The organism is Comamonas koreensis (genome assembly GCF_014076495.1).
In the GTDB taxonomy this organism is placed as follows: domain Bacteria; phylum Pseudomonadota; class Gammaproteobacteria; order Burkholderiales; family Burkholderiaceae_C; genus Comamonas; species Comamonas squillarum.
On the sequence record NZ_CP043575.1, the window covers coordinates 811,094 to 837,817 of the forward strand.

At 63.4% G+C, this 26,724-nt stretch carries 28 protein-coding genes; 12 read left to right on the forward strand and 16 right to left on the reverse strand.

From position 1 onward, the window contains the following. Window positions 1-13 precede the first annotated feature (13 nt). The 5 genes from F0Q04_RS03690 to F0Q04_RS03710 all read right to left on the reverse strand — a co-directional run bounded on the left by F0Q04_RS03690 (window position 14) and on the right by F0Q04_RS03710 (window position 4,781). Window positions 14-781, reverse strand: a complete 768-nt coding sequence (locus F0Q04_RS03690) for an ABC transporter ATP-binding protein (RefSeq protein WP_116925529.1) — start codon at window positions 779-781, stop codon at window positions 14-16. 20 nt (window positions 782-801) lie between these two features. Then, window positions 802-1,545, reverse strand: a complete 744-nt coding sequence (locus F0Q04_RS03695) for an ABC transporter permease (RefSeq protein ID WP_021028878.1) — start codon at window positions 1,543-1,545, stop codon at window positions 802-804. A gap of 41 nt (window positions 1,546-1,586) precedes the next feature. Next, a complete protein-coding gene (locus F0Q04_RS03700; RefSeq protein ID WP_116925458.1) occupies window positions 1,587-2,570 on the reverse strand; it encodes an ABC transporter substrate-binding protein in 984 nt (327 codons plus the stop codon). Window positions 2,571-2,687: 117 nt separating this feature from the next. Continuing rightward, the gene (locus F0Q04_RS03705; RefSeq protein WP_116925459.1) at window positions 2,688-3,650 is read right to left on the reverse strand and encodes a LysR family transcriptional regulator; all 963 of its coding nucleotides are present in this window, start codon (window positions 3,648-3,650) and stop codon (window positions 2,688-2,690) included. Window positions 3,651-4,049: 399 nt separating this feature from the next. Next, on the reverse strand, window positions 4,050-4,781 hold the full coding sequence (locus F0Q04_RS03710) for an SDR family oxidoreductase (protein WP_182344523.1): 732 nt from the start codon (window positions 4,779-4,781) through the stop codon (window positions 4,050-4,052). Window positions 4,782-4,910: 129 nt separating this feature from the next. On the opposite strand from F0Q04_RS03710, the gene F0Q04_RS03715 reads away from it, so the two are divergent. Continuing rightward, window positions 4,911-5,726 (forward strand): LysR family transcriptional regulator, encoded by an 816-nt coding sequence (locus F0Q04_RS03715; RefSeq protein ID WP_182344525.1) that lies wholly within the window; start codon window positions 4,911-4,913, stop codon window positions 5,724-5,726. A 70-nt stretch (window positions 5,727-5,796) separates the two neighbouring features. Here F0Q04_RS03715 and F0Q04_RS03720 read toward each other — a convergent pair whose 3' ends face one another. From F0Q04_RS03720 to dnaA, 8 genes are all read right to left on the reverse strand, one after another. Further along, complete coding sequence (locus F0Q04_RS03720; RefSeq protein WP_165841159.1) at window positions 5,797-6,219, reverse strand: putative signal transducing protein; 423 nt, start codon at window positions 6,217-6,219, stop codon at window positions 5,797-5,799. A gap of 201 nt (window positions 6,220-6,420) precedes the next feature. Continuing rightward, entirely contained in the window at window positions 6,421-6,708 is a 288-nt protein-coding gene (locus F0Q04_RS03725; RefSeq protein WP_116925463.1) for a GNAT family N-acetyltransferase, read from the reverse strand. Window positions 6,709-6,802: 94 nt separating this feature from the next. Beyond that, window positions 6,803-7,135, reverse strand: a complete 333-nt coding sequence (locus F0Q04_RS03730) for a hypothetical protein (protein WP_182344527.1) — start codon at window positions 7,133-7,135, stop codon at window positions 6,803-6,805. Window positions 7,136-7,154: 19 nt separating this feature from the next. After that, window positions 7,155-7,565: a DUF2251 domain-containing protein gene (locus F0Q04_RS03735; protein ID WP_116925465.1), complete on the reverse strand. Its 411-nt coding sequence runs from the start codon at window positions 7,563-7,565 to the stop codon at window positions 7,155-7,157. A gap of 113 nt (window positions 7,566-7,678) precedes the next feature. Next, window positions 7,679-8,515 (reverse strand): hypothetical protein, encoded by an 837-nt coding sequence (locus tag F0Q04_RS03740; RefSeq protein ID WP_198424345.1) that lies wholly within the window; start codon window positions 8,513-8,515, stop codon window positions 7,679-7,681. 450 nt (window positions 8,516-8,965) lie between these two features. Next, window positions 8,966-11,542, reverse strand: coding sequence for a DNA topoisomerase (ATP-hydrolyzing) subunit B (gene gyrB / locus F0Q04_RS03745; protein ID WP_182344529.1), 2,577 nt, complete (start codon window positions 11,540-11,542; stop codon window positions 8,966-8,968). A gap of 118 nt (window positions 11,543-11,660) precedes the next feature. Then, complete coding sequence (gene dnaN / locus F0Q04_RS03750; protein WP_116925466.1) at window positions 11,661-12,779, reverse strand: DNA polymerase III subunit beta; 1,119 nt, start codon at window positions 12,777-12,779, stop codon at window positions 11,661-11,663. A 129-nt stretch (window positions 12,780-12,908) separates the two neighbouring features. After that, on the reverse strand, window positions 12,909-14,450 hold the full coding sequence (dnaA, locus tag F0Q04_RS03755; RefSeq protein ID WP_116925467.1) for a chromosomal replication initiator protein DnaA: 1,542 nt from the start codon (window positions 14,448-14,450) through the stop codon (window positions 12,909-12,911). Between the two features lie 445 nt (window positions 14,451-14,895). Here dnaA and rpmH point away from each other — a divergent pair, with 445 nt between their 5' ends. The 6 genes from rpmH (at window position 14,896) to mnmE (ending at window position 20,901) form a co-directional block, all read left to right on the forward strand. After that, complete coding sequence (gene rpmH, locus F0Q04_RS03760) at window positions 14,896-15,030, forward strand: 50S ribosomal protein L34 (protein ID WP_084635723.1); 135 nt, start codon at window positions 14,896-14,898, stop codon at window positions 15,028-15,030. Between the two features lie 59 nt (window positions 15,031-15,089). Continuing rightward, window positions 15,090-15,572, forward strand: a complete 483-nt coding sequence (locus tag F0Q04_RS03765; protein ID WP_116925468.1) for a ribonuclease P protein component — start codon at window positions 15,090-15,092, stop codon at window positions 15,570-15,572. Beyond that, on the forward strand, window positions 15,569-15,853 hold the full coding sequence (gene yidD, locus F0Q04_RS03770) for a membrane protein insertion efficiency factor YidD (RefSeq protein ID WP_084635722.1): 285 nt from the start codon (window positions 15,569-15,571) through the stop codon (window positions 15,851-15,853). Before F0Q04_RS03765 ends, yidD begins: the two co-directional genes overlap by 4 nt. Beyond that, a complete protein-coding gene (gene yidC, locus F0Q04_RS03775) occupies window positions 15,850-17,550 on the forward strand; it encodes a membrane protein insertase YidC (protein ID WP_116925469.1) in 1,701 nt (566 codons plus the stop codon). The genes yidD and yidC overlap by 4 nt, the downstream gene beginning before the upstream one ends. A gap of 132 nt (window positions 17,551-17,682) precedes the next feature. Continuing rightward, the gene (locus F0Q04_RS03780) at window positions 17,683-19,266 is read left to right on the forward strand and encodes an ABC transporter substrate-binding protein (protein ID WP_116925470.1); all 1,584 of its coding nucleotides are present in this window, start codon (window positions 17,683-17,685) and stop codon (window positions 19,264-19,266) included. 165 nt (window positions 19,267-19,431) lie between these two features. After that, on the forward strand, window positions 19,432-20,901 hold the full coding sequence (gene mnmE, locus F0Q04_RS03785) for a tRNA uridine-5-carboxymethylaminomethyl(34) synthesis GTPase MnmE (protein ID WP_182344531.1): 1,470 nt from the start codon (window positions 19,432-19,434) through the stop codon (window positions 20,899-20,901). Between the two features lie 14 nt (window positions 20,902-20,915). Here the strand turns inward: mnmE and F0Q04_RS03790 are convergent, their stop codons facing one another. Continuing rightward, window positions 20,916-21,116 (reverse strand): ATP-binding protein, encoded by a 201-nt coding sequence (locus F0Q04_RS03790; protein ID WP_332839220.1) that lies wholly within the window; start codon window positions 21,114-21,116, stop codon window positions 20,916-20,918. A gap of 62 nt (window positions 21,117-21,178) precedes the next feature. Beyond that, complete coding sequence (locus F0Q04_RS03795; protein WP_182344536.1) at window positions 21,179-22,105, reverse strand: class I SAM-dependent methyltransferase; 927 nt, start codon at window positions 22,103-22,105, stop codon at window positions 21,179-21,181. A gap of 193 nt (window positions 22,106-22,298) precedes the next feature. Here F0Q04_RS03795 and F0Q04_RS03800 point away from each other — a divergent pair, with 193 nt between their 5' ends. After that, a complete protein-coding gene (locus F0Q04_RS03800) occupies window positions 22,299-22,775 on the forward strand; it encodes a Crp/Fnr family transcriptional regulator (RefSeq protein ID WP_116925473.1) in 477 nt (158 codons plus the stop codon). A gap of 318 nt (window positions 22,776-23,093) precedes the next feature. After that, window positions 23,094-23,825, forward strand: a complete 732-nt coding sequence (locus F0Q04_RS03805) for a hypothetical protein (RefSeq protein WP_182344538.1) — start codon at window positions 23,094-23,096, stop codon at window positions 23,823-23,825. A 31-nt stretch (window positions 23,826-23,856) separates the two neighbouring features. Here the strand turns inward: F0Q04_RS03805 and F0Q04_RS03810 are convergent, their stop codons facing one another. Further along, a complete protein-coding gene (locus F0Q04_RS03810; protein ID WP_021025692.1) occupies window positions 23,857-24,411 on the reverse strand; it encodes an adenine phosphoribosyltransferase in 555 nt (184 codons plus the stop codon). 139 nt (window positions 24,412-24,550) lie between these two features. Between F0Q04_RS03810 and F0Q04_RS03815 the strand changes: the two genes are divergently transcribed. From F0Q04_RS03815 to lptC, 3 genes are read left to right on the forward strand one after another with little or no spacing between them, the layout of a single operon-like run. Then, window positions 24,551-25,549: a KpsF/GutQ family sugar-phosphate isomerase gene (locus F0Q04_RS03815; RefSeq protein WP_116925475.1), complete on the forward strand. Its 999-nt coding sequence runs from the start codon at window positions 24,551-24,553 to the stop codon at window positions 25,547-25,549. Next, window positions 25,549-26,121 carry a KdsC family phosphatase gene (locus F0Q04_RS03820; RefSeq protein WP_116925476.1) on the forward strand — a complete coding sequence of 191 codons (573 nt, stop codon included), beginning with the start codon at window positions 25,549-25,551 and terminating at the stop codon, window positions 26,119-26,121. The genes F0Q04_RS03815 and F0Q04_RS03820 overlap by 1 nt, the downstream gene beginning before the upstream one ends. Further along, window positions 26,118-26,717, forward strand: a complete 600-nt coding sequence (gene lptC, locus F0Q04_RS03825; protein ID WP_116925477.1) for an LPS export ABC transporter periplasmic protein LptC — start codon at window positions 26,118-26,120, stop codon at window positions 26,715-26,717. The genes F0Q04_RS03820 and lptC overlap by 4 nt, the downstream gene beginning before the upstream one ends. Window positions 26,718-26,724 lie beyond the last annotated feature (7 nt).

The window sequence follows — 26,724 nt, forward strand, 5'->3', positions numbered from 1 at the left end:
GGGGTGGTGGTGGTTAGTGGCGGGTGGCCTGCAGGCTGCGCATGACCTCGGACTGCACGGTGTCCCAGATCTGGCCCTTGAGTTCGTTGTAGCGCGGCGAGAGCTGCACCTGCGCATTGCGCGGCATGGGCAGGTCGTTACGGATGTCGGTGACCACGCGGCCAGGCCGCGCGCTCATGATCAGCATGCGGGTGGACAGCAGCAGCGCCTCGTCGATGGAGTGGGTGATGAAGATGATGGTCTTCTTGCTCTTTTCGTAGATCTGCAGCAACTCGTCCTGCAGCACTTGGCGCGTCATCGCATCGAGCGCGGCAAAGGGCTCGTCGAGCAGGATCACGTCCGGGTCATTGGCGAGCACCCGGGCGATGGACACGCGCTGGCGCATGCCGCCCGACAATGCATTGGGGTACTTGTCCTCAAAGCCCTGCAGGCCCACCATGTCGATAAAGCGGCGCGCCACCTGCAGGCGCTCGGCCTTGGCAATGCCCTTCATCTTGAGGCCAAAGGCGACGTTGTCGAGCACCGTGAGCCAGGGAAAGAGCGCGTACTGCTGGAACACCATGCCGCAGTGCGGATCGACCTTGTTGACCTCGCGGCCGTTGACGACGATGCGCCCGGCCGTGGGCTTGTCAAAACCGGTGACCAGGTTGAGCAAGGTGGATTTGCCGCAGCCCGAGGCGCCCAGCAGCACGACGAACTCGCCCTTTTCAATCTCCAGATCGACGCGCTCGAGCGCCTTGAAATCCCCGTAGTGCTTGGCGATCCCCTGGATGGAGATCATCGGGCCTTTGTGTTGCGCGTTCATTGTTTCCACCTCAGTACCCAGTTTTCAATCAGTCGGAAGAAAAAGTCGGTGATCAGCACCGTGGTGCTGATGAGCACCATGCCCAGCACGACCACCTCGGTCTGGAAGAACTCCTTGCCATTCATGATGAGAAAGCCCAGGCCTTCGCGCGCGGCGACCAGCTCAGCGGCGATCACGCAGGTCCAGGCCAGGCCCAGGATCACCTTGAAGCCGCTCAGGATCTGCGACAGGCTGCCCGGCAGGATCACCTCCTTCATCACCTGCCAGCGGTTGGCGCCCAGGTTTTGCGCGGCGCGCACCAGGAGCGGATCGACATTGCGCGTGGCCTCTATCACATAGACCATCGCTGGCGCAAAGCAGCCCATGAAGACGATGCTGTACTTCTGCGTCTCGGTGATGCCGAACCACAAGAGGGACAGCGGAATCCAGCTCATCGACGGCAGCGGGCGCAGAAACGACAGGATGGGGTCAAAGGCCGCCCGGGCGTACGACGAGGTGCCCAGAAAAATGCCCAGCGGAATGGCGACGGCGGTGGCCGCCAAAAAGCCGATCATCACCCGGCGCGCAGACGCCAGGATGTGGGGCCAGAAGGTGCCATCGCCCAGCATGGCGGCGGCCTTGCCCAGCGCGGCGCTGGGCGGGGGCAGAAAGATGGGGTCGACCAGGCCTGCGCGGCACACGGCCTCCCAGACGGCGATGAACAGCAGCACGGAGGCTGCACTGGTGGCGGCCAGCGCCATGGAAGAAGGGGGTTTGGCGATCACGGGGTGTGCTCCGGCCTTCAGACAAAGGAGGCATCAATCCAGTCTTTGACGACCGGGGCCTTGTCAATCTGCTTGTGCTTGACCAGCATCTCGGCGAGCTTTTGCAGGCCTTGCACAAACTCGCCCGTCAGCAGCTCCTTTTGCTGGGCCTGTGGGTACCAGTCCGAGCCGGTGACGGCCGACATCTGCTCCTTCATGGTGAGGCCGGTGAACTTGAGCAGCGCCTGCGAGGCCTTCTCGGGCTGCTCGCGCAGCAGATCGCTGGCCTTGAAGTAGGCCGACAGGTAGCGCTTGACCAGCTCACTGTTCTTGGCGGCAAACTCGCGGCGCACCAGCAGTACATCGGGGCCGGGCGTGACCTTGAAGGACTTGTAGAGGCTGAACTGCGAGTCATCGGCCAAGAGTTTGACGCCGGGCTCGCGCAGGATGTTGTCAAAGTGCGGGGTCCAGGCAGCGGCCGCATCGATCTGGCCGGTCTTGATCGCGCCATGCAGCTCCGGGCCGGGGATGTTGAGCACATCGGCCCCGCCCGGTTTGATGCCCGCCTGCTCCAGCACATCGAGCACCAGCAGGTGGGTGCTGGATGCAAAGGTCACGCCGATCTTCTTGCCTTTGAGATCGGCCACGGAGTCGATGCCTTTGCGGGCGACCAGGCCTTCGACGCGGCCAAAGTTTTCCGGAATCGCAATGATCGCGAACTGCTTGGCGCCGCGCGACATCAGCGCCAATGCCGAGACAATGCCGGCGCAGCCGATATCGACGCCGCCGGACATGAAGGCGCTCATGCGGGCCGACGAGGTGGCAAAGGACTGCCAGTCCTGCGTGATGCCCACCTCCTTCAAATAGCCCTCGGCCATCGCCAGGTGGGCGGGGTAGTGGCCCAGCCAGGGTGAGCCCCCGTATTTGACGGTCGCATCGGCCGCCCAGCTGGGCAGCGACAGCGCACTGGCCAATGAGGCGGCGGCGCTTTGTTGGATAAAAGAACGGCGGTTGAGGGTCATATGTGTCTCCTTGGATTTCCTGTTTTTTAAAGAGCTGGCCAATCGCTGGACAAGACACTCCCCTGGCGCGGATGCGGCGGCATCCCAGCCATGGACAGCGGCTTGTGCAAGGGCGGGCTAGCTCAGCGCGATCCCGCTTCTGAGCCAGGGGATCAGTTGGCGTACATCGGGAAAGATGTCGTTTTCCATGACGCTTCTGCTCACTTGGAAGCAGTTCTCGGCCATGTCCACATACTCCCCCTCCCGGGAGAGCTGGTAGATGGTGCGGTGCAGGCTGGCGCCGGGCAGCGGAATGGCAGTGATCTGCCCGCTGTAGGTGCGGCCCTGCAGCAGGCAGATGGGGGTGGTGATGGTCCAGCCCAGGTCGGCGGCGACCATGGCCATCACCACGTCGGAGGTGTCGATCTCCAGATAGGGGCGGGGCGTGAAGCCCTGGCGGCGCAGGTGGCGCTCGATCAGCGCGCCAAAGTGGGAGCGGGCGCTGAAGCGGATCAGCGGCATCTTCTCGATCAAGGTGGTGAGGTCGGCGTTCTTGAACTCTTTCTCGCGCACCTTGGGGATCACCGCGATAAAGGGCTCGGAGAAGATCGAGCGGCGCACGATGTGGTCAATGTCATCGAGCGTGTCGGTGGTGACGATGAGGTCGAGCTGGCGCTTCATCAGCGCCGTCGCATGGCTGTTGGCCAGACCCGACCAGAGCAGCAACTGGCTGGCCGATTCGGTGACCTTCTTGACGATGGCCGGCCCTGCCGTGGCGGCAAAGGAGTCGATCATGCCCACACGCATTGCTGGGCGGCTGGCCAGGTCGGCATCGCGCACATGCACCACCAGCCGCTCCATGTCTTCGACAATCTGCCCGGCCCGGCGGCTGAGCGCAATGCCTGCCGGCGTGAGCTTGAACGGCCGCTGCGAGCGGTCAAACACCTGCGTCTGCAAGATCGCCTCGATCTGCGTGATCGTCTGTGAGACCGCCGATTGCGTGACCCCCAGCGCCGCCGCCCCCTTGGACAGGCTGCCCGAAGACGCCACGGCCTCGAAAATCTTCAAGGCGCGCACATCGAGACCCGAGGTTGTCTTCATGTCGTCTCCGTTGTGGATCCACTGCAGCAGCTGAGGCGTTTTGCGGTGGATTTTTAAGGATCCTCTGCAAAACCCTCGCCAAGCGGGATGGACGCGGATCGGGATGAGGCGCAAGGCGTCTTTTGCAGTCAATAGCGCGCTATTGACAACAAAGACAACACAGCGGATCGCCCGAGCCCGCGATCAGACCACGGCAGGGAGTTTTACAGAGGGTCGTTAAGTATTAGTATTTCTACAAATACTAGCCATTAAGCGGAGATTTTGATAACAACTTAATTAAAACTAATACTTAGGATCAGTTTCGCTTGGGTGGGGCATCTTCAGTCGTCCACAAAAAGCCTCCAAGGCCGCAACATGCTGGCGGCGATGGAGGCTGTGGCCGGGGTGGAGCCGGAGCTTTTAGGCTTGCTGGCGCGTTGCGGCCAGCACGATTTCGCGAATGCAGACGCCGGCCGGCTGCGCATAGGCGTAGTGGATGGCGTTGGCCACATCCTGGGCCGCCAGCACCTTGCCGCCCATGGCAGTTTTCCAGTCCTCATAGCCGGACTTGATGGCCGCATCCGTGGTGTGGCCGAGCAGCTCGGTCTCCACCGCGCCGGGGGCGATGGTGGTCACGCGCACATGGTGGGCAGCGAGTTCTTCGCGCAGGTTCTCCGTCAGGCCATGCACGGCAAACTTGGTGCCGACATAGGCCACATGGTTGGGGAAGGTCTTGCGGCCCGCAACCGAGCTCACATTGATGATACTGCCGCGCTGGCGCTGCACCATGCCGGCGGCAACGGCATGCACGCCGTTGAGCACGCCTTTGACATTCACGTCGAGCATGCGGTCCCACTGGTCCGGGTCCTGGCGCGTGATCTCGCCCAGCAGCATGACGCCGGCGTTGTTGACGATGGCATCGGCCGGGCCAAAGCGCGCTTCGCCTTGCTGCACGGCGGCGGCCAGTGCGGCGCGGTCGGTCACGTCGACGGAGAGCGCCAGCGTGCCAGGCAGGTTCAGCGCCTGCATGGGCTCGAGCCGGCGCGCCAGCAGCAGCAGCGGGTGGCCGAGCGACGAAAACAGCTGCGCGGTGGCCAGGCCAATGCCCGAGCTGGCACCGGTGATAACGATCAGGGGTTGGCGGTTTTGCATGGTGGTGTGGCTTTCTAAAGAAATAGATTTTTCTGATGAATCAGTAGAGAATCTAGTGTAGAGCGAGCGTATGGCGTTTGAAAAATGGTTTATTCTTCTTTCACTCATACGTTTTACTTATGGCTTGAGATGGACTACCGCCAATTCCGCGCCTTTGTGGCCGTCTTTGAAGAGCGCAATATCACCGCCGCCGCACAGCGCCTGCACCTGAGCCAGCCGGCGCTGTCGGGCAGCATCCGCCTGCTGGAAGAGGCCCTGGGCACGGCGCTGTTTGTGCGCAAGGCGCGGGGGGTGGAGGTGACGGACGACGCCCGCGCGCTCTACCCCCAGCTGCGCCGCATGGTGGCCGAGGCCGACGACCTGGCCCAGCGCTTTCGCCAGCGCGGCGCGCGTGCGCGCCTGACCATTGGCGTCGAAGAAGATGTGGCCCGCAGCACCGTGCAGCACTTGGCCGCCACCGCCCGGGCTTGCGTGCCCGGCCTGCAGCTGCACCTGCTGGCGCAATGCGAGGGCGATGCGCGCCTGGCCAGCGAAGAGCTGCGCTGCGAGGACGAGCTGTTTTTACCGCTGCTTAGCGAGCGCTATGTGCTGGCCCTGCCCGCCCAAGCGCTGCCGCCAGACAACGCAGCAGCCACGCCGCAGGACACCGCCACCGACTGGATCGTCTGCCCCAGCCACGCCAGCCACCAGCGCCTGGTGCCCCTCTACGGCAGCCGCGCCGACACCCCCGCCGCGCTGGCCGGCAACTTCTCGCTGGCGCTGGACCTGGTCGCCGCCGGCGTGGGCCGGGCGATCGTGCCCGAATCCCTGGCGCAAGCAATACCGGGCGTGCAGACCCAGCCGCTGGAGGTGGAGCTCAAACGCCGCATTGGGCTGTGCTACAACGTGCAGGCGCTGGGCAATGGCGCGTTGGCGCAGTTGCGGCATGGGGTGTTGGGGGCTTGAGTCGGGCGGTGCCGTCATGGCTATCGCCGCAGCTGAGGATGACGCATGGGCGCCGCGCCATCCGCATGTCTTATGGTGCCATGGCCCCGCATTGCTTACAGAAATATTCCTTGCCGGGCGGGAACGGTGTTGACCACAGCCAGAGCATCAAAAATGTGGCCAATGCGGCGCTCAGAGGGGTTTTGCGCCGGAACTCCGTGCCGTCACAGCGCTTGCATACCCGCACGTCACTGGGATAGTCATGCTCCAAGGCTTGCTCCAGCGTACCGTTGTCGCGCTCGGCCAGCAAAGACTGCGCCTGGTGGAGCAGGTGCGCAGGCACTACAACGCGCACGCCACCAAGTACCCGCGACATGGGCCATTGCAGACCAATGTGGTGTTCGCTGCGCAAATAGGCAGGAATGTTTTCTGATTCCAGCAATGCACGGCATACATGGGCTTGCCAGGCACTGTCGTGGATTTCCACCGTGATAAATCGAACTTCCTGATCCATGCCCCTCCTAGGCCTGAAGTTGCGGCCAATGGAGCGAATCAATGCGCGTTGCGCTTGCAAATGGGGCCTGCCAGCGATGCTACAGGCCCTTGTTCGGCATCGTTGACGGTGAATGCATAAATGCGACACCCGCTTGGTTTGCATTGGTAACGATGGTGCACTGCATTGCCTGGCTGGCGCGATGCAGCGTGTGGCCGCGTATCAGGACAGCACGTCGCGCAGCGACGCATCCTTGGCGAACTGGGCCTTGGCAAAGGGGCACAGTGGCAGCACCTTGGTGTGGGTCTCACGGGCCCAAGCTACCAAGGCATTGAGCAGCTGGCGGCCTGCGCCTTCGCCGCGCAGTGAATCATCCACTTCCGTGTGGTCGATGATGATCATCGTGGCATTGGTGCGGCTGTAGGTCATCTCGGCCACGCGTGTGGCATCGCGGTTGATAAAGAACGCGCCTTTGGAATCGGCTTCTTCGTGTTGGACGGTGTAGGGCATGCGGGCCTTGGGTTGAACAAAACCCCAAGAATAAGGGATGGCGGCAGCCCTGGCGGTGGAGGTGGCTTGGAGCAGGGCGCTGATGCCTGGGGCTTCAATCCGTGCTGTCTGCGTCTTCGTCGTCGTCCTCAGGCGGGTTTTCAAACCGCTCCCAGGTGCCGCCCACTTCCTGGCGCCAGGCGCTCCAACCCAGTGGCAGGTCTGCGATTTGTTCCAGGCTCTGGTCGCGCTCATACATGCAAGCCATGCGGACCAGGAGGGCCTCGCCGGGCTCGTCGGTGCTGGCATCCAGAAACTGCCAAGCCCCATCGGCATCATGCGAGACCATCAACACTGGCAGATGCTCGCGTACCACCTTGGTCGTAGAAAAGCTGGCGGTGTTGTGCGCATCGGCAAAGGGCCAATGGTCAAACTGGTGGCTGTGCATGGCGATGCTCCTCGTTGTCTCAGGCTTCGGTGGCAAACAGCTCGATGGTGTCGTCCGTCCAGTCATGGCCGCTCCAGCCGGAATCTGCATCAGGCGGCGGAAAGGCGGTGCGGCAGTAGCCATGCTTGGCCGCAAAATCAAACACGGCATGCGGGTTGCCATTGATCAGCAGCACGACCTTGCTGCCGTCGGTGGACCAGCCAATCGTCACCTCGGACGGCAGGTGCTTGTCGGAGACATCGGCTACGTTGTAGATGTGCAGCGCGTTCTGGATGGGTTGCTCGGCGTTCGCAAAATCCAGCGCATAGAAGTAGGCGGTGTCGCCATCGTCTTCAAACACGGCCGCATAGCTGCCTTCGGGCGCATTGCCTTGAAGAGGCTCGGCAGCGCCGATCTGGATGGTGCTCTGGGCGGTAACGACGATGGGCATGAACAGTCCTTGTCATGAATGAGAGGGAAGCCGTGGCGGCCAGCAAAGGACCAGCATAAACTGGCTTTATGGCAGCGCTGGGTAGGCCAAGGTAGCCAGCGCTATGGCCCTTGTTATCGCGTGCCCCGGATATGGGCGATCACTTCGCGCAAGGTGGTGGCCTCTGGCACCCACCAGTCTGCCAGCGCACCCAGCGCCACGGCGCAGACCAGGGCGCCGAGCAGCGGCTTCCAGGTCAGTCGCACGGCCGAGGCCAGCCAGCCTGCGCGCTCGACCCGCACCAGGGCGCGGGCGGTCATCATCGAAAAGGCCAGCTCCACCGCGACGGTCAGGAGCACATCCACGCCAAAGTACAGCCACAGCAGCGCGCCAAAGCCAAAGAAGGCCAGCAGCAGGGCGGCAAACACCGCCAGGATGGGCACGATGATGATGCCCTCATCGCTGCCGCCGATATCGGCCACATCTACCGCACCGGTCCAGGAGCTGGAAGCACCTGATGCAGTCGACGACAGGTCCACATCCGCCCAATCCCCCGACGCGCCGCCACCACCAAAATTGCCGCCCCCGCCTGACTGCCAATCGGGCGCGCCTTTGCCTACGTGCAGATCGGGCACCGGGTCGATGCCATCGGCCCAGGAGTCTTCGCGCCTGCGCGCATAGGCATTGCGCACCAGGTAGGCCGCCCACAGCCGCAGCACCAGCAGGTACACGGCATAGCCCACGCCCAGGCTGATGGCATAGCGCAGCGCCATCGATGCCACCCCGGAATGGAGCAGCGCTGCCGTGACCGCCCACATCACCAGCAAGACCAGCAGCCCCATGCACAGGCCATGCAGACGCAGCCAGTGTTTTTTCTGCAGGGTGGATGCCATGTGCTGGGGCATGCGCAGCGATGACCAGCTGGACTTGCGCTTGCGTTGGGCGGCGCGGTTGTGGGGTGCTTGGGCCAAGGCGAAAGGGCGGGGAGTGAGGTCGGGAGCAGTGTAGCTCCAGATTGGACGTCGTCTGCTTGCTGATACCAACGATGCCGGAGAGACCATCCAGCCGAATACTGGAGGCTTTGCGCATGGCTCGGACGGCATGGCCAAGGTCTGACGAAGACTTGATTTCGAGCTTCATAGTTCCTGGTTGACTAGGAATTATGGAAAGGCATTGATAACGTTTGTAAAAATGCCTAGCAAAATAGGATTTATGGCTGGATAGTAGTTCGGGTTTGATGGAAATCCCAGTCTGTCAGTCGCAGGCAGATTGCGAGAGCAGGCATGAATCGCGAGCGCACCAGCACACGCAAAAACAGCCGCTTTCGCGGCTGTTTTATGGAGGTTTCTGACTAGTCCGAAGTATCCGTCAAAAGAGGGAGGCTCTAAAACAGCGCCGCCACCTTTGACCGCTGACACCCATCACACATCAATATTCCCCGCCCGCAATGCATTGGTCTCGATAAAGTCGCGGCGGGGCTCGACCTCGTCGCCCATCAGCATCGTGAAGACGCGGTCGGCTTCGATGGCGTCGCCGACTTTGACCTGCAGCAGGCTGCGGACTTGGGGGTCCATCGTGGTTTCCCACAGCTGCTCGGGGTTCATTTCGCCCAGGCCCTTGTAGCGCTGGCGGGCGGTGGTGCGTTCGGCTTCGCTGATGAGCCACTGCATGGCCTGGCGGAAGTCGGTCACTTTTTCCATCTTGGCTTTTTCGCCTTCGCCACGGGTGACCTTGGCGCCTTCGGCGAGCAGACCGTGGAAGTTCTGGGCTTCGGCGGCCAGCGCCGCGTAGTCCTGGCCTTCGACAAACTCCTGCGTCAGGATGGAGCTCTTGATGTTGCCGTGGTGGTGGCGGCTGATGCGCAGGATCGGCTTTTCGGTGTGCGGGTCCAGCTCGCCCGTGACTTCGGCGGGCACGCCGGTGGTGGTCAGCTCGCGCAGCTTGGCTTCGAGCACCGGGGCGCAGACCATGGCGTCGTCCAACGTGTCGAGACGGATCTGCACGCCGTCGGCGATGGCGCGCAGCGCTTCGGCGTCCAGGTAGGATGAGAGGCGGTCGATGACGGTTTCGGCGGCCAGGTGCATGCCGGCCAGGCGGCCCAGCTCTTCACCATCGATGGTGCGCGGGTTGGCGCCGCCGGTGCTGACGCTGGCGCCTTGCAGGGCCACGCGCAGCAGGAACTGGTTGAGGGCAGGGCCGTCCTTGAGGTACAGCTCTTCCTTGCCGTTCTTGACCTTGTACAGTGGCGGCTGCGCAATGTAGATGTGGCCGGCTTCGACCAGATCGGGCATCTGGCGGTAGAAGAAGGTCAGCAGCAAGGTGCGGATGTGGGCGCCGTCGACGTCCGCATCGGTCATGATGATGATGCGGTGGTAGCGCAGCTTGGCGAGGCTGTAGTCGTCGGTGCTGCTCTTGCCCGAGTCTTCGCTCACCTTGCCGATGCCGGTGCCCAGCGCGGTGATCAAGGTCACGATTTCGCTGCTGGAGAGCAGCTTTTCGTAGCGGGCTTTTTCCACGTTCAGGATCTTGCCGCGCAGCGGCAGGATGGCCTGGAACTTGCGGTCACGCCCTTGCTTGGCCGAGCCGCCTGCGGAGTCACCCTCGACGATGTAGATTTCAGACAGCGCTGGGTCTTTTTCCTGGCAGTCGGCCAGCTTGCCGGGCAGGCCCATGCCGTCGAGCACGCCTTTGCGGCGCGTCATTTCACGGGCCTTGCGGGCCGCTTCACGGGCGCGGGCCGCTTCAACGATCTTGTTGCAGATGATCTTGGCGTCGTTGGGCTTTTCTTCGAGGTACTCGGTCAGCAGCTTGCCGACGATGTCCTCGACGGGCGCGCGCACTTCGCTGGAGACCAGCTTGTCCTTGGTCTGGCTGCTGAACTTGGGCTCGGGCACCTTGACGCTGAGCACCGCGCACAGGCCTTCGCGCATGTCGTCGCCGGTGACTTCGACCTTGGCCTTCTTGGCCAGGTCATGGTCAGCGATGTACTTGCCGATGACGCGGGTCATCGCCGCGCGCAGGCCGGTCAAATGGGTGCCGCCGTCACGCTGGGGGATGTTGTTGGTAAAGCACAGCACCTGCTCGTTGTAGCCGTCGTTCCACTGCATGGCCACTTCGACACCGATCTCGGTGCCGGGGATGCCGCCATAGGTCTCGGCCGGGCGGCTGCCTTCGGCGTGGAACACGGTGGGGTGCAGCACTTTCTTGGTGCCGTTGATGAACTCGACAAAGCCCTGCACGCCGCCGGCGCCGGAGAAGTCGTCCTCCTTGCCATCGCGCTCGTCCTTGAGGCGGATGCGCACGCCGTTGTTCAGGAAGGACAGCTCGCGCAGGCGCTTGGCCAGGATCTCGTAGCGGAACTCGTAGTTTTCCTTGAAGATTTCCTGGTCGGGCAGGAAGTGCACTTCGGTGCCGCGCTTCTCGGTGGCGCCCACAATGCGCATCGGCGAGACTTCCACGCCGTCGACCACTTCGACCAGGCGGTTTTGCACAAAGCCGCGCGAGAAATCGATCTGGTGCACCTGGCCTTCGCGGCGCACGATGAGCTTGAGCTTGATGGACAGCGCGTTCACGCAGGACACGCCCACGCCGTGCAGACCGCCCGAGACCTTGTAGCTGTTCTGGTTGAACTTGCCGCCGGCGTGCAGCTCGGTCAGCGCGATTTCAGCGGCCGAGCGCTTGGGCTCGTGCTTGTCATCCATCTTCACGCCGGTGGGAATGCCCCGGCCGTTGTCCACCACCGACAGCGAGCCGTCGGCGTGGATGGTCACCAGGATGTCGTCGCAATAGCCGGCCAGGGCCTCGTCAATGGAGTTGTCCACCACTTCAAACACCAGGTGGTGCAGGCCGGTGCCGTCCGAGGTATCGCCGATGTACATGCCCGGGCGTTTGCGCACCGCCTCCAGCCCTTCCAGGATCTGGATGGCGCCTTCGCCATAGCCGCTGGCATCGGGGCCTGGCGTGCTGGGGGATTGTTCCGGCTGGTTTTCTGCGGTCATGAAGCTGCCTTGGTACTGCACTGGCGGGCGCGGCGCCCTGCCATGTCTTTGAATCAAATAAATCTCGGTGCTGCGCCGGCCTGCTGCTGCAAACCGGCGCGCGGGTCGCCTGCGTGGCTTACATGCGCATCGGCATGACCACGTACTTGAAGGTGTCGTTTTCCGGGTTGGTGATCAGCGCCGAGTTGTTGTTGTCGGCAAAGTCGATGCGCACCATGTCCTGGCCCATGTTGGAGAGCACATCGATCAGGTAGGTGACGTTGAAGCCGACTTCAACGGCCGGGCCGCCGTAGTCGATATCGAGCTCATCCACCGCCTCTTCCTGCTCGGCGTTGTTGGCTGCAATGCGCAGGGTGCCGGGCTCGATGGTCAGGCGCACGCCCTTGAACTTGTCGCTGGTCATGATGGCCGTGCGCTGCATGCTGGCCAGCAGTGGCGCGCGGCCCAGCGTGATGCTGTTGGGGTGGTTGCGCGGGATGACGCGGTTGTAGTCGGGGAACTTGCCCTCGACCAGCTTGGTGACGAACTCCATGCCGGCAAAGGTAAAGCGCGCCTGGTTGCTGGCGAACTGCATCTCGATGACGGGCTGGTTGTCGCCGCTGGCGTCCGACAGCAGGCGCTGGAGCTCCAGCACGGTCTTGCGCGGCAGAATCACTTCCTGCTTGGGCACTTCCACATCCAGGGTGGCGCTGGCAAAGGCCAGGCGGTGGCCGTCGGTGGCCACCAGGCTCAGCGTGTTGCCCTCGGCCACGAACAGGATGCCGTTCAGGTAGTAACGGATATCCTGCACAGCCATCGCGAACGAGACCTGGCCCATCAGGTCCTTGAGCACCTTTTGCGGCACGCTGAACACGGGGCCGAACGAGGGTGCTTCCTGCACCAGCGGGAAGTCTTCTGCCGGCAGGGTCTGCAAGGTGAAGCGGCTCTTGCCGCCCTTGAGGATCATCTTGGACTGCTGCGTCTCCAGGCTCACGGTCTGGTCGCTGGGCATGGTCTTCAGGATGTCGATCAGCTTGCGCGCGCCCACGGTGGTGGTGAAGTCACCCATGTCACCGCCCAGCTCGGCCGTGGTGCGGATCTGGATTTCCAGGTCGCTGGTGGTCAGCTGCAGCGCATTGCCGGTCTTGCGGATCAGCACGTTGGCCAGAATCGGCAAAGTGTGGCGCCGCTCGACAATACCGGCGACCGACTGCAGTACTGCGATGACTTTGTCTTGTGTGGCCTTCAGAACAATCATTTCAACCTCTTGTCAAATTGCGGTGTTGTTGTGGACGGCAGTTGTGCACGGAGCCCCCTCTGCACCTGTCCCATTTGCCATTGTGCCTGCGGCGCGCAGGCAATTGGCGAAATCAAAAAATTCCATCGGCTAGCCCTTGAGGGTCTGCTCCAGCACGTGCAATTGCTGGTTCAGCTCGGTCAATTGCTGGCGCTCGCCACCGATCTTGCGCACCGCGTGCAGCACGGTGGTGTGGTCGCGGCCGCCAAAAAGCTCGCCGATTTCCGGCAGGCTTTTCTGGGTCAGCTCCTTGGCCAGGTACATGGCAATCTGGCGCGGACGGGCAATGCTGGCCGGGCGCTTTTTGCTGTACATGTCGGCGACCTTGATCTTGTAGTAGTCCGCCACGGTCTTTTGGATGTTTTCCACGCTGATCTGGCGGTTCTGGATCGAGAGCAGATCGCGCAGCGCCTCGCGCGCCAGCTGGATGGAGATTTCCTTCTGGTTGAAGCGCGAGTAGGCGAGGATCTTGCGCAGCGCGCCTTCGAGCTCGCGCACATTGGAGCGCACGTTCTTGGCCACGAAGAAGGCCACTTCCTCGGGCATCTCGGTGCCTTCGACGCGCGACTTGTTGATCAGAATGGCAACGCGCATCTCCAGCTCGGGCGGCTCGATAGCCACCGTCAGGCCCGAGTCAAAGCGCGAGACCAGGCGCTCGTGGATGTTGGCCAGACCCTTGGGATAGGTGTCAGACGTCATCACGATGTGGCTCTTCTTGGCCAGCAGCGCTTCAAAGGCGTTGAAGAACTCTTCCTGCGTGCGGTCCTTGTTGGCGAAAAACTGCACATCGTCGATCAGCAGCAGATCGAGCGAGTGGTAGCGCTCCTTGAACTCGTCAAAGGTGCGGCGCTGGTAGGACTTGACCACATCCGAAACGAACTGCTCGGCATGGATGTAGAGAACTTTGGCGTCCGGGTTGTCGGCCAGCAGCTTGTTGCCCACGGCATGCACCAGGTGGGTCTTACCCAGACCAACGCCGCCGTAGATGAACAAGGGGTTGTACAGATGTCCGGGAGACGCCGCCACATGCATGGCCGCCGAGCGCGCCATGCGGTTGGCAGTACCTTCGACCAGCGTGTCAAACGTGAGCACCGGGTTCAGGCGGTTGCGGAAGTTGCCACTGGCATTGCCGGTATCACCCTCGGCGCTGCTGGCCTGGCCCGTATGGGGCGCGGGGCTGGCGTCGCTGATCTGGATGCTGTTGCGGTACTGCTCGGCCGCGTTGGCGGCAGCCTGGCCGGGGTTGCGGCTAGCTGGCCCGTAGGACGGCCCCAGGCCCATGCCTGACGAGGTGCCACTGCCCTGAGCCGACGCTGCAAGCGCACCACCGCTGCGCACCGGTGGGCGCACAACGGTGCGCACGGCCGCATCTCGCTGGGCAATGGCCAACTCGATGGCCACCGGTTGTCCGTAGGTTTCCTCCAGCATGGCGGCCAGGCGGCCGGTGTATTGGGCGCGAATCCAGTCGAGCTTGAAACGGTTGGCCACATAGAGCGTGACCTTGGACAAGTCGTCCGACACGACAGCGGTCAGCGGCTTGATCCAGGTGTTGAACTGTTGCTCGGGCATTTCTTGGGCGAGTTGCTCTACAACTGCACGCCACAAACCTTGGCCCAGGCTGGCTTCATCCATTGTTATCCCACGGAAAGATTCATCCCCCACGCTGTTGTTGTTGTGGATAAGGGGGAAGGTTGATCGGCTGCCTATTGTAGCTTGTGCAAAAGTTATCCACACAACGGACTGGTCTGCACAAACCCCATGCTCGGGTTTCCTCGATGGGCTGGCCGCAGACTCGGCAAAAGTCTGCGCATATTACAGAAAAAACCGAGGACAAAGCCAAGTAATTGCCAAGGACAGTAAACACTGCGATAATTTGCGGTTTCCCTGCATGTCAGGGCGAATTTTACGCGCGTGTCCCCTCGCGCTGGCAACAGACCTTGTGTCCTTGCCATGGGGGTGGACCGCACTATTTCACCGGTGTTGCGCTTGAGCAGGGCTTGAGCTTGGTTGCTTTTGTGTTCATTTTTGGATGCAAGCGGCCAACAAACCGGAACCAAGCCTCTCTAGGAATTGCATCATGAAACGTACTTACCAACCTTCCAAAGTTCGCCGCGCCCGTACCCACGGTTTCCTCGTCCGTATGAAGACCAAGGGTGGCCGCGCTGTTATCAACGCACGCCGCGCCAAGGGCCGCAAGCGTCTGGGCCTGTAAGGCTGACAGGGTGACGGGCACCTCTCGGGTGCCAGGTAGTGCACCAGTGGGTGACACTTATGCATCGCCTTAAGACTCGCCCTCAATTCCAAGCCGCCATGGCAGGCGGCACCATCGCCCGTACAGCGCACTTTGCGCTGCACAGGCTGGTGTTGTCTGCCGACGCCTCGGGCAGCGCTGCTGCCCCATCAGGGCCTGGTGATCCAGCTGTCAAGGCTGGGTCGCAGGCTCTTTTTGCGTTGGAGGCGACCTGGCTGGGTGCCATGGTGCCCAAGCGCTGGGCGCGCCGCGCGGTCACCCGCAACGCCATCAAGCGGCAGATCTATGCCGTCGCTGCCTTGCATGAGGCGCAGCTGCCAGCCGCCGCCCACGTGGTGCGCTTGCGCAGCACGTTCGACCGCAAGCAGTTCATCAGCCCCAGCTCCGACGTGCTCAAGCAGGCGGTGCGGGCCGAGCTGATGCAGCTGTTTGCCCGGGCGCACAAGAACAGCCAGCCGGCCAAAGCCGAGCGCAGCGAAGGCGCCAAGGTGCTTAGCGTATGATGCAACGCTTGCTCATGGGTTTGGTGCGCGGCTACAGGCTGCTGCTGAGCCCTTGGCTAGGTTCTGCCTGCCGGTTCGAGCCCACGTGCTCTGCCTATTCATTGCAGGCGCTGGAACAGCACGGTGCTGCCATGGGCAGCTATTTGACGGTGCGCCGCCTGGTGCGCTGCCATCCCTGGTGCGAGGGCGGCCACGATCCGGTCCCCGCGCATCCGCGCTGGTTCAGTCGTCTGGTGACTCCCGCCGATTCATCCTCTTCCCCCTCTGAGAAGTCTTCATGAACGATATTCGCCGCACCATCTTGTGGGTGATATTTGGTTTCTCCCTGGTCCTGCTCTGGGACAAGTGGCAAATCCACAATGGTCGCAAACCCACATTCTTCCCCACACCTGAGGTGACGGCCCAGGCGCCTGCAGATGCAGTCAGCACCGACAACGGTCTGCCCGCTGCCAGCGCCAGCCCTGCGGCGCCTGCGAACGCCAGCAACGTGCCCGGCACGGCTGCTGCGGATGCGGCAGCCCCTGCTGCTGCACGCGAGAAGCTGACCGTGGCGTCCGACCTGCTGCGCCTGACCTTTGACAGCGAAGGCGCATCCTTGGTGGGTGCCGAGTTGCTCAAGTACGCCGACCAGGACGACAAGACCAAGCCCGTGAAGCTGCTCGACGAGAGCGCCAACCGCGTCTACGTGGCCCAGACGGGTCTGATCGGTGGCAACTTCCCGACCCACAAGACCGCGATGACCCTCAAGCCCGGCCCGCGCGAGCTGGCCGAGGGCCAGAACGAGTTGAACGTGGTGTTCGAGTCGCCTGACCTGGGCGGCGTCAAGCTGGTCAAGACCTGGACGCTCAAGCGCGGCGACTACGCCATTGGCTTGAAGCAGGAAGTCGTCAACACCGGCTCGGCCGCGGTCAACCCCCAGTTGTACCTGCAGCTGACGCGCGACGGCAACAAGCCCGCTGGCGAATCCTCGTTCTACTCGACCTTTACCGGCCCGGCCGTCTACACCGAGGCCAAGAAGTACCACAAGGTCGACTTCAAGGACATCGAAAACGGCAAGACCGACAGCGTGGACAAGGCAGCGGACAACGGCTATGTGGCCATGGTGCAGCACTACTTTGCCAGCGCCTGGCTGCTGCCCCAGGGCACGCAGCGCGACATCTATGTGCGCAAGGCCGGCACCAACCTGTACTCGGTCGGCGAGATCACCCACCTGGGCGAGATCGCTCCCGGCCAGAGCAAGGCCATCGATGCGCGCCTCTTTGTGGGCCCGCAGATCGAAAAGACGCTCGAAGCCATCGCCCCTGGCCTGGAACTGGTCAAGGACTACGGCTGGGTGACGATTCTGGCCAAGCCGCTGTACTGGCTGCTCGACAAGCTGCACGGCTTCATCGGCAACTGGGGCTGGTCGATTGTGGCGCTGGTGCTGCTGCTCAAGATTGCGTTCTACTGGCTCAATGCCAAGGCTTACGCGTCGATGGCCAAGATGAAGGCGATCAACCCCCGCATCATGGAGATGCGTGAGCGCCTCAAGGACAAGCCCCAGCAGATGCAGCAGGAGATGATGCGCATCTACCGTGAAGAGAAGGTCAACCCCATGGGCGGTTGCTTCCCGATCGTGATCCAGATTCCCGTGTTCATCGCGCTGTACTGGGTGCTGCTGTCGTCGGTGGAAATCCGCAATGCGCCCTGGATCGGCTGGATCCATGACCTGTCGGTGCCCGATCCGTTCTTCATCCTGCCCGTGCTGATGACCCTGTCGTCGCTGCTGCAGACGGCGCTGAACCCCGCACCACCGGATCCGATGCAAGCCAAGATGATGTGGATCATGCCGCTGATGTTCAGCGTGATGTTCTTCTTCTTCCCGGCCGGTCTGGTGCTGTACTGGCTGACCAACAACGTGCTGTCGATTGCCCAGCAGTGGATCATCAATACCCGCATGGGTGTGCCACCGCAGTTCAATCTGCCAAAGTTCAAGTAGCCAGCATTTGTCAATGCAGGGATTGCCTAGGCGGGCATTCCCGGATACACCTCCCAAACGGTCGCATTAGCGACCGTTTTTTCGTTAGCATGAGTTGTTTGAAAATGTGTTCAACAAAATAGGGGTTCAGGTATGGCGAAAGTATCGGTTTTTCGACCTAGCGCGCTGGCGCTGGCGGTGTTGCTCTGTGCGGGCGCGGCCCAGGCAGCCACCTTGCGCTGGGCAGGTGCCAATGACATCCTGACCCTGGACCCCCACGCACAGAACCACCAGACCACCCATGCTTTCCTGCAGCAGGTCTATGAGCCGCTGGTGCGCTACGGCAAGGATTTCCAGCTGGAGCCCGCACTGGCGACCAAGTGGACCGAGGTGAGCCCCACCCAGTGGCGCTTTGAGCTGCGCAAGGGCGTCAAATTCCACGACGGCGCGCCCTTCACCGCCGATGACGTGGTGTTCTCGCTGACCCGCATCATGACCCCGCCATCGAACATGATGAGCGCCACCCAGAGCATCAAGGAAGTCAAGAAGGTCGATGACTTCACCGTCGATCTGATCCTCAAGGGCCCCAACCCCATCTTGCTGCGCGAGCTGACCGAGGCGCGCATCATGAACAAGGCCTGGGCCGAGAAGAACAACGCCGTCAAGACCCAGGACTACGCCGGCAAGGAAGAAAGCTACTCCAGCCGCAACACCAATGGCACCGGCTCCTTTGTGGCCGTCAGCTGGCAGCCCGATGTCAAGCTGACCCTGAAGAAGAACGCCGCCTGGTGGGACAAGCCCACCGGCAACGTCGACGAGATCGTCTTCACCCCCATCAAGTCGGCCGCCACCCGCACCGCTGCACTGATCTCCAACCAGGTCGACTTCATGGTCGACCCGCCGCCCCAGGACCAGGAGCGCATCAAGAAGACCGCTGAGTTGAAGCTGCTCGAGGGCACCGAGAACCGCACCATCTACCTGGGCCTGGACGTGTTCCGCGACGAGCTGCCAGGCGCTGGCACGCCGGGCAAGAACCCGATGAAGGATGTGCGCGTGCGCAAGGCCATGTACATGGCCATCGACACCGACGGCCTGCACAAGCGCACCATGCGCGGCATGTCGATCACCGCCGGCACGATGGTGGCGCCGATGGTGCATGGCTGGAGCAAGGAGCTCGAAGAGCGTGCTGCCAAGTACGACGTCGAAGGCGCCAAGAAGCTGCTGGCCGAAGCGGGTTACCCCAATGGCTTCAACCTCAAGCTCGAATGCCCGAACGACCGCTATGTGAACGACGAGGCGATCTGCCAGGCCGTCACCGCAATGTGGACCCGCATCGGCATCAAGACCAGCCTGCAGGCGACGCCGATGGCGCAGTTCGTGACCCGCGTAATGAACTCCGACCCGAACGCCTACCTGTTCGGCTGGGGCGTGGCGACCTTTGATGCGCTTTACTCGCTTGACGCGCTGATCCACAGCAAGGGCGCCGCGGGTGGCGGCGTCTACAACGGCGGCCGCATTGCCGACAAGGAGCTGGACGCCAAGATCGACGCGATGAAGACCGAGACCGACACGGCCAAGCGCGACGCCTTGATCAACGATGCCTTGAAGATGACCAAGGACAACTTCTACACGATCCCCGTGCACCACCAGATCTTCCCCTGGGCGATGCGCAAGGGCATCGAGACCGTCTACCGCGCCGATGCGCGCCCCATCCCCGCCTGGACTACGGTCAAGTAAGCGTCTCGCTGCACACTCCAACCACCCCAAAAGCCTGCGCCAGCAGGCTTTTTTCATGGGGCGGGGCTAAGTGCGGTGAACGAGGTCAATAGCCTGGAGTACATGGCGCCGGCCCGGTCGCCACGATAATGTGGGGCTTGCCCCACTCGCGCCAAAGACCTGCCCATGCTTGCCCGCCACCACGATCCGATTGTTGCCATTGCCACTGCCCCCGGGCGCGGAGCGGTGGGCATTGTGCGCGTATCGGGCAAGGCGATTGCGCCGCTGGTTGAGCGCCTCTGCGGCAAGGCTTTGAAGCCGCGCGAAGCCACCTACCTGCCCTTTAAAGCAGCAGATGGCCAGGCCATCGACCAGGGGCTGGCGCTGTACTTTCCCGCGCCGCACAGCTACACCGGTGAGGACGTGCTGGAGCTGCAGGCCCACGGCGGCCCGGTGGTGCTGCAGCTGCTGCTGGCGCGCTGCCTGGAAGCCGCGCAGGCGGAGGCTGACAGCGGCCGGCCGCTGCTGCCGGGCCTGCGTCTGGCCGAGCCGGGGGAGTTCACCGAGCGCGCGTTTCTGAACGACAAGATCGACCTGGCCCAGGCCGAGGCGATTGCCGATTTGATCGACGCCAGCACCGAGGCGGCCGCGCGCAGTGCCAGCCGCTCGCTGACCGGCGCCTTCTCGCAAGAGGTGCACCGCCTGCGCGATGCGCTGGTGCACCTGCGCATGCTGGTCGAGGCCACCCTGGATTTCCCCGAGGAGGAGATCGATTTTTTACAAAAAGCCGATGCCTATGGCCAGCTGGACCAGCTGCGCGCCACCGTGCAGGCTGTCATGCAGCGCACCCGCCAGGGCGCCTTGCTGCGCGAGGGCATCCAAGTGGTGATTGCCGGCCAGCCCAATGCCGGCAAAAGCTCCTTGCTCAATGCGCTCGCTGGCGCCGAGCTGGCCATCGTCACCCCCATTGCCGGCACTACGCGCGACAAGGTCACGCAAACCATCCAGATCGAAGGCGTGCCCCTGCATGTGATCGACACCGCCGGCCTGCGCGAGAGCAGTGACGAGGTCGAGCGCATCGGCATTGCCCGCGCATGGGAAGAAATCGCCGCCGCCGACGCGGTACTCTTCTTGCACGACCTGACCCGCATGGCCCAGGCCGACTATGCCCAGGCCGACCGCGAGATTGCCGCCACCTTGCAGCAGCAACTGCCTGCCACGGTGCCCGTGCTGCAGGTCTGGAACAAGGCCGACGCACTGACCCCCGATGAGGCGCACCGCCAAAGCGCCGAGGCCGCCGCCCAGTTCAGCACCCTGGCTGCTGCTGCCGCTGCAGGCGACCAGGCCCCGCTGGTGCTGTCGGCCAAAACCGGCGCGGGCCTGGACACCCTGCGCCAGCAGCTGCTGGCCATGGCCGGCTGGCAGCCCGCCGCCGAAGGCACCTACATCGCCCGCGCCCGCCATGTGCAGGCGCTGCAGCAGGTCGAAGAGCACCTGGACATCGCCCATGCCCAGCTGCATGTCGACAGCCCCGCCCTCGACCTGCTGGCCGAAGAGCTGCGCCTGGCCCAGCAATCACTCAATGCGATCACCGGCGAGTTCACATCGGATGATTTGCTGGGGGTGATTTTTTCGAGTTTTTGTATTGGCAAATAAGCCTTGCCGCGCGTTTAGCTTGCAGCGCTAGCGGCGCTGTCTGCCGCCACCCGAGGCAGCACCAGCACCGCCTCCAACCCACCCCCATCCGCGTCGCGCAGCAACAGCTCACCCCCATGGGCCTGCGCCACCGTCTGCGCGATCGACAGCCCCAGCCCCACGCCGCCGGATGCGGCATTGCGGGAGTGCTCCATGCGGTAGTAGGGCTCCAGCACCCGTTCGCGCTGTGCGGCAAGCTGGTGGTTGTCGACTCAGCGGACCAGCCTGCCGCCCAGGCTTAGCTGGGCATGCGGTAGGCCAGCACCTTGAGCGCCCGGTCGGGCGAGACATCGGCAAAGATGGCTGGGTTGGCCACCTGCTCGATGAACTCCAGCTCCGGCACCAGCGCGGCCATCTGGTCTTGCAAAAAGGCCAGCGGCAGCTCGGGGGCGTTGAGGCAGAGCAGCGCAAAGCCGCCCGGCGCCAGCAGGTCGGGCAGGCGCTTGATCAGGCGCGCGTAATCCTTGGTGGCGACAAAGCTGCCCTTTTGGTAGCTGGGCGGGTCCATGATCACCAGCTGGTAAGGGCCGGTGCGGGTGATCTTGCCCCAGCTGCTGAAAATGTCATGGCCCCAGAACTGGCCACCGGCGAGCTGGTTGAGGCGGTGGTTCTGCTGGCCGCTGGCCAAGGCCGCCTTGCTCATGTCGATATTGACCACCTGGCCGGCGCCGGCCTGCAGCGCCGCCACCGAAAAGGCGCAGGTGTAGGCAAACAGGTTGAGCACGGTGCAGCGCTCGGGATCGGGCTGGCGCGCGATGAACTGGCGCACCCAGCGCCGGCCTTCGGCCATGTCCAGAAACAGGCCATGGTTTTGGCCGCGCAGCACATGCACCAGGTAGCGGGCATCGTCTTCCTGCACCGTATGGGGCTCGGGCAGGCTACCCTGGACCAGGCGGGTTTCGGCCGCGCCCAGCGCCCGGCATTGGTAGACCCAGGTCAGCGGCTCGCCCGGGTAGAGCTGCTGCCAGCGCTGCTGCAGCGCATCGCCCACGCTTTGCAGCGCCTCGTCGGCCAGCGGTGCAAAGCTGGTCAGCACCGCCGCCGGTGGGTACAGGTCCAGCGACAGGTGTTCGCAACCGGGAAACAGGCCGCCTCGCCCGTGGAAGAGGCGTTGGGCCTGCTGGCTCGCGGGCAGGGTGGCGATGGCCTCTAGTAATGCATGCATGGAATCTGAAAAACGTCTAGGAGAGAAGGTGGGAGGCGGCGTGCTTGGTCAGGAATTGTGGACTGGACGATACTTCTTACAAATTTTTGCCCAGCCGCCCAGCCATTGTGCAGCCACTCGGTTAGATTTATTGGATTAGGAATTTCGATAAATCACTGGTGGGCCCACCGCCAGGATTGCGGAGGAGGATTTCATGTTCAGTAGCGCCAATGACATCAAGCCCCTGGTGGCGGCCATCAACAACTGCCAGGACGAGGAAAGCATGATCAACCCGCTGACGGCTGCGCAGTGGGAGATTCTCGCGCCGTACCTGACGCAGACCCAGCTGGCCGCATCGCAGGTGCTGTTTCAGCAAGGCACGCAGGAGCGCACCTTGTTTTTCGTCGAAAGCGGCAGCCTCAGCGTGCATTTCGAGGACGAAAAGCAGCGCATTCGCCTGGCGATCGTCGGCGCGGGCTCCATTGTCGGCGAAGGCGCGTTCTTCTCGCACCAACCGCGCAATGCCACCGTGCAGGCCGTGGCTGGCTGCCGCCTCTGGGGGCTGTCTAGCATCCGCTTTACCGAGCTGTGCAACCGCCAGCCCACGGTGGCCGTCGCGCTGGCCATGGCGGCCGGATCGGTGCTGGCCAAGCGCCTGGGCAACCGCAAACGCCGCGTAGCCGCAACATAAAAGCTTGGCATTGGTCAAATCGCACGCGCTTTTCTGACAAGTGTATGCAATACTCCTTCCTACAATTACAAACGCCTGTTGCGCGATGAAACGGGTGACCATGTGAGCGTCGCGGACACCGCCCAGCACACCGCAGGTATACGGTGGGCACCAAGTCTGGCCGTCAAGGCTTGATGCTGACGGCGGAGCAACCACGTTGCAAGGCTTGTGTCTGGGGCACAAATTCTGATCAGGGTAGGGAGTGGCATGTCTATATTTGCCAAATGGTTCAGTCGACCAGAAAAAAAATCGGCCTTTGCGCCCCTGGGGCCGCAAACCATGTTTGCCGAGCCAATGGGTATGGGCCAGCACGATATGCTGGCCGCCCAGAGCCCCTTGGTGGCCGCCAGGCCCATGGCTGCGGCACCGCAGCACGACAGCGCCGCGCCGCGTCCCGGTGAGCGTTCGGCCCGCCGGGAGATGGTGTATTCGGCCGTGCGCGAATCGATGGTGCGCTCGGGCATTCTGTCGGCAGGTTACAAATTCAAGGTGCTGGCGCTGGACAAGCGCGCCACGCAGTTCATCGTGATGGTGGATCTGGCCCAGCAGTACTGCGCCTCGCCCGACAAGCTCACCCAGATCGAGGCCTTGATCGCCTACTCGGCCAAAACCCGTTTCGAGATTGTGATCACCTCGGTTTACTGGCGTCTCAATGCCCAGCTGGGTGTCGCCAGCACCAAGGCCCCCAGTGCGGTCACCGCGCCCCAGCCGGCCGTGGTGCCGGTGCCGCTGGGCATGGACCCGGTCGATGAAGCGGAGATTGCCGCCTTCAAGAAAGCCTTGCTCGAGGCGGCGCTGAACCCGGTGCCTGCGCTCGACGGCGCATCGCCCGCAAGCCGCGCTGCCACCAGTGCGGCGCCCCGGCCCGCGCCGATTGTTCCGCCCGCGCGCAGCGCCGCGCACAATGCCCAGATCGCTCGGGAGGCCGCGCAACGCGGCGGTGCGCCTGCGCCCACGGCAGACACCAGCTTTGGCGGCCTGAGCAATACCCAGTACGGCGACCTGCACTGAGCGCCTGCACCGCAGCGGCGGTGACTGGGGCTCAGTGCCCTGCGAAATCCACCAGCGTGAACAGCGGCAGACCCGCATCGGTCAGCCGCTTGGAGCCGCCCAGCTCCGGCAGGTCGACAATCGCAGCGCCCTCCATCACCTGGGCGCCCAGCTTCTCCAGCAGCTTCTTGCCGGCCATCATCGTGCCGCCAGTGGCAATCAGGTCATCGACCAGCAGCACCTTGTCGCCGGGCTTGACCGCATCGGCATGCAACTCGACCGTGGCACTGCCGTATTCGAGCTCATAGGTTTCCTCCACCGTGGTGAAGGGCAGCTTGCCCTTTTTGCGGATGGGCACAAAGCCCACCTTGAGCTGGTAGGCGATGACGGCACCGAGGATAAAGCCGCGCGCATCGAGACCGGCCACCACATCGGGGCGCATGTCGCGCGACATGTAGCGGTGCACAAAGGCATCGATCAGCACATGGAAGACCTGCGGGTTCTGCAGCAGCGGGGTGATGTCCCGGAACTGCACGCCCGGCGCTGGCCAATCGGGAACGGTGCGGATGTGGTGACGCAAAAAGGCGTTGACGTCGGGAGCGTGCATGGTGGGCGGGCAGAAAAGGGGAGGAGCCGCCATGGTAGTCCAACTGCGGCAGCTGCAACCGGCACCCGCCGCAGGTTAAGCATGTTTGGCAATGACCCGCACCGGCCGGGGCGCGGGCGCTCCGATAAAATCAGCCTCCATGAGCACCCTACAGCCCAAGCGCCCCGTGGAAGCGGCGCAGATTCTGCGCCTGGCGGCGTCTACCTTTGCGATCGAGGCCGAGGCCATTGCGGCACTGACGCAGCGCCTGGACGACAACTTTGTCCAGGTCGTGCAGCGCATGCTGGACATTCCCGGGCGTGTGGTGGTCACTGGCATGGGCAAGAGCGGCCATGTGGGGCGCAAGATTGCGGCCACCCTGGCATCGACCGGCACGCCGGCATTCTTTGTGCACCCGGGCGAGGCCAGCCATGGCGATCTGGGCATGGTCACGGGCCAGGATCTGGTGCTGGCCATCTCCAACAGCGGCGAGAGTGGCGAGATTTCCGTGCTGCTGCCGGTGCTCAAGCGCCTGGGCGTGCCCGTGGTGGCGATGACGGGCAACCTGCAGTCCTCGATGGCGCGCCATGCCGACTGGGTGCTCAACACCCAGGTCGACAAGGAGGCCTGCCCGCTGAACCTGGCCCCCACGGCCAGCACCACCGCGCAAATGGCGATGGGCGATGCGCTGGCCGTGGCGCTGCTGGATGCGCGCGGCTTCAAGGCCGAGGATTTTGCCCGCTCCCACCCCGGTGGCGCGCTGGGCCGCCGCCTGCTCACCCATGTGTCTGATGTGATGCGCAGCGGCGATGCGCTGCCCACGGTGCTGCCCAGCGCCAGCTTCAGCGACCTGATGCGTGAGATGAGTGCCAAGGGCATGGGCGCGGCTGCCATCGTCGATGCGCATGGCCTGCTGCAGGGCGTGTTTACCGATGGCGATCTGCGCCGCCGTATTGAGGCTGGTGCCGACTTGCGCGGCCTGACCGCTGCCGAGGTGATGCATGCCACGCCGCGCCAGATCTCGGCCGACGCATTGGCGGCCGACGCCGCTGCGTTGATGGAGGCCCACCGCATCACCAGCGTGCTGGTGACCGATGCGGACCAGCGCCTGGTGGGCATCGTGCATGTGGGTGATCTGATGCGGGCCAAGGTGATCTGATGGCCAGCACATTAACCTTGCCCGCCATCACCCCCGCCCAGCAGTGGCCCGCTGAGCTGCTGCTGCGCGCCCAGGGTATCAAGATTGTGTTCTTCGATGTGGATGGCGTGCTCACCGACGGGGGCCTGTACATCAGCGAGCAGGGCGAGACGCTCAAGCGTTTCCACACGCTCGACGGCCATGGTCTCAAGATGCTGCGCGAGGCCGGCATTGTGCCGGCCGTCATCACCGGGCGCGATTCGGCACCGCTGCGCCACCGCCTGGCGGCGCTGGGCATCGAGCAGGTTCGCTACGGCACCGAGGACAAGCTGCCTGCCGCCCAGGCCATGCTCGAGGCGCTGGGCCTGGACTGGCACCAGGCCGCAGCCATTGGCGATGACTGGCCGGATCTGCCGGTGCTGCGCCGCTGCCAGCTGGCCTGCGCGCCCGCCAATGCCCACCCTGAAGTGCTGGGCGTGGCACACTGGGTAACCACCCGCCACGGCGGCGCAGGTGCTGCGCGCGAGCTGTGCGACGCGGTGCTGGCCGCCTGCGGTGCCTATGTCAACCTGCTCGATCGGTACGGACAATGAAATCTCGCCTGCGACGCCTCATGGACCTGTCGTCCATCTACCTGCCGGTGATCCTGATGGGCCTGCTGGCGCTGGGCACCTGGTGGCTGGTGCGCAATGCCCCCAAGCCCCAGAGCGTGCGCGAACAAGCGGTGGCCGGCCACGAAGTGGATTACTACATGAACGATTTTTCGGTGCGCAGCTTTGACGGCACCGGCGTGCTGACCAGCGAGATCCAGGGCAACAAGATGCGCCACTACATGGACACCGACACGCTGGAGATCGACACGGCCACGATGCGTTCCATCCGCCAGGATGGCTCGACGACAGTGGCCACCGCCAACCGCGCCTTGTCCAATGCCGATGGCTCCGAAGTGCAGCTGTTTGGCAATGCCAAGGTGGTGCGCAGCAGCAACAAGCCGGGCGCGCCGCAGATGGAGTTCCGGGGCGAGTTTCTGCACGCCTTTGTCAACGAAGAGCGGGTGAGCTCGAACAAGCCCGTCGAGATCATCCGGGGCCAGGACCGGTTCACGGCCGACTCGATGGTCTTCAACAACATCACCCAGGTCGCAGAGCTCAAGGGCCGGGTCAAGGGCGTGCTGCAACCCGCACGCTGAGCGCCGC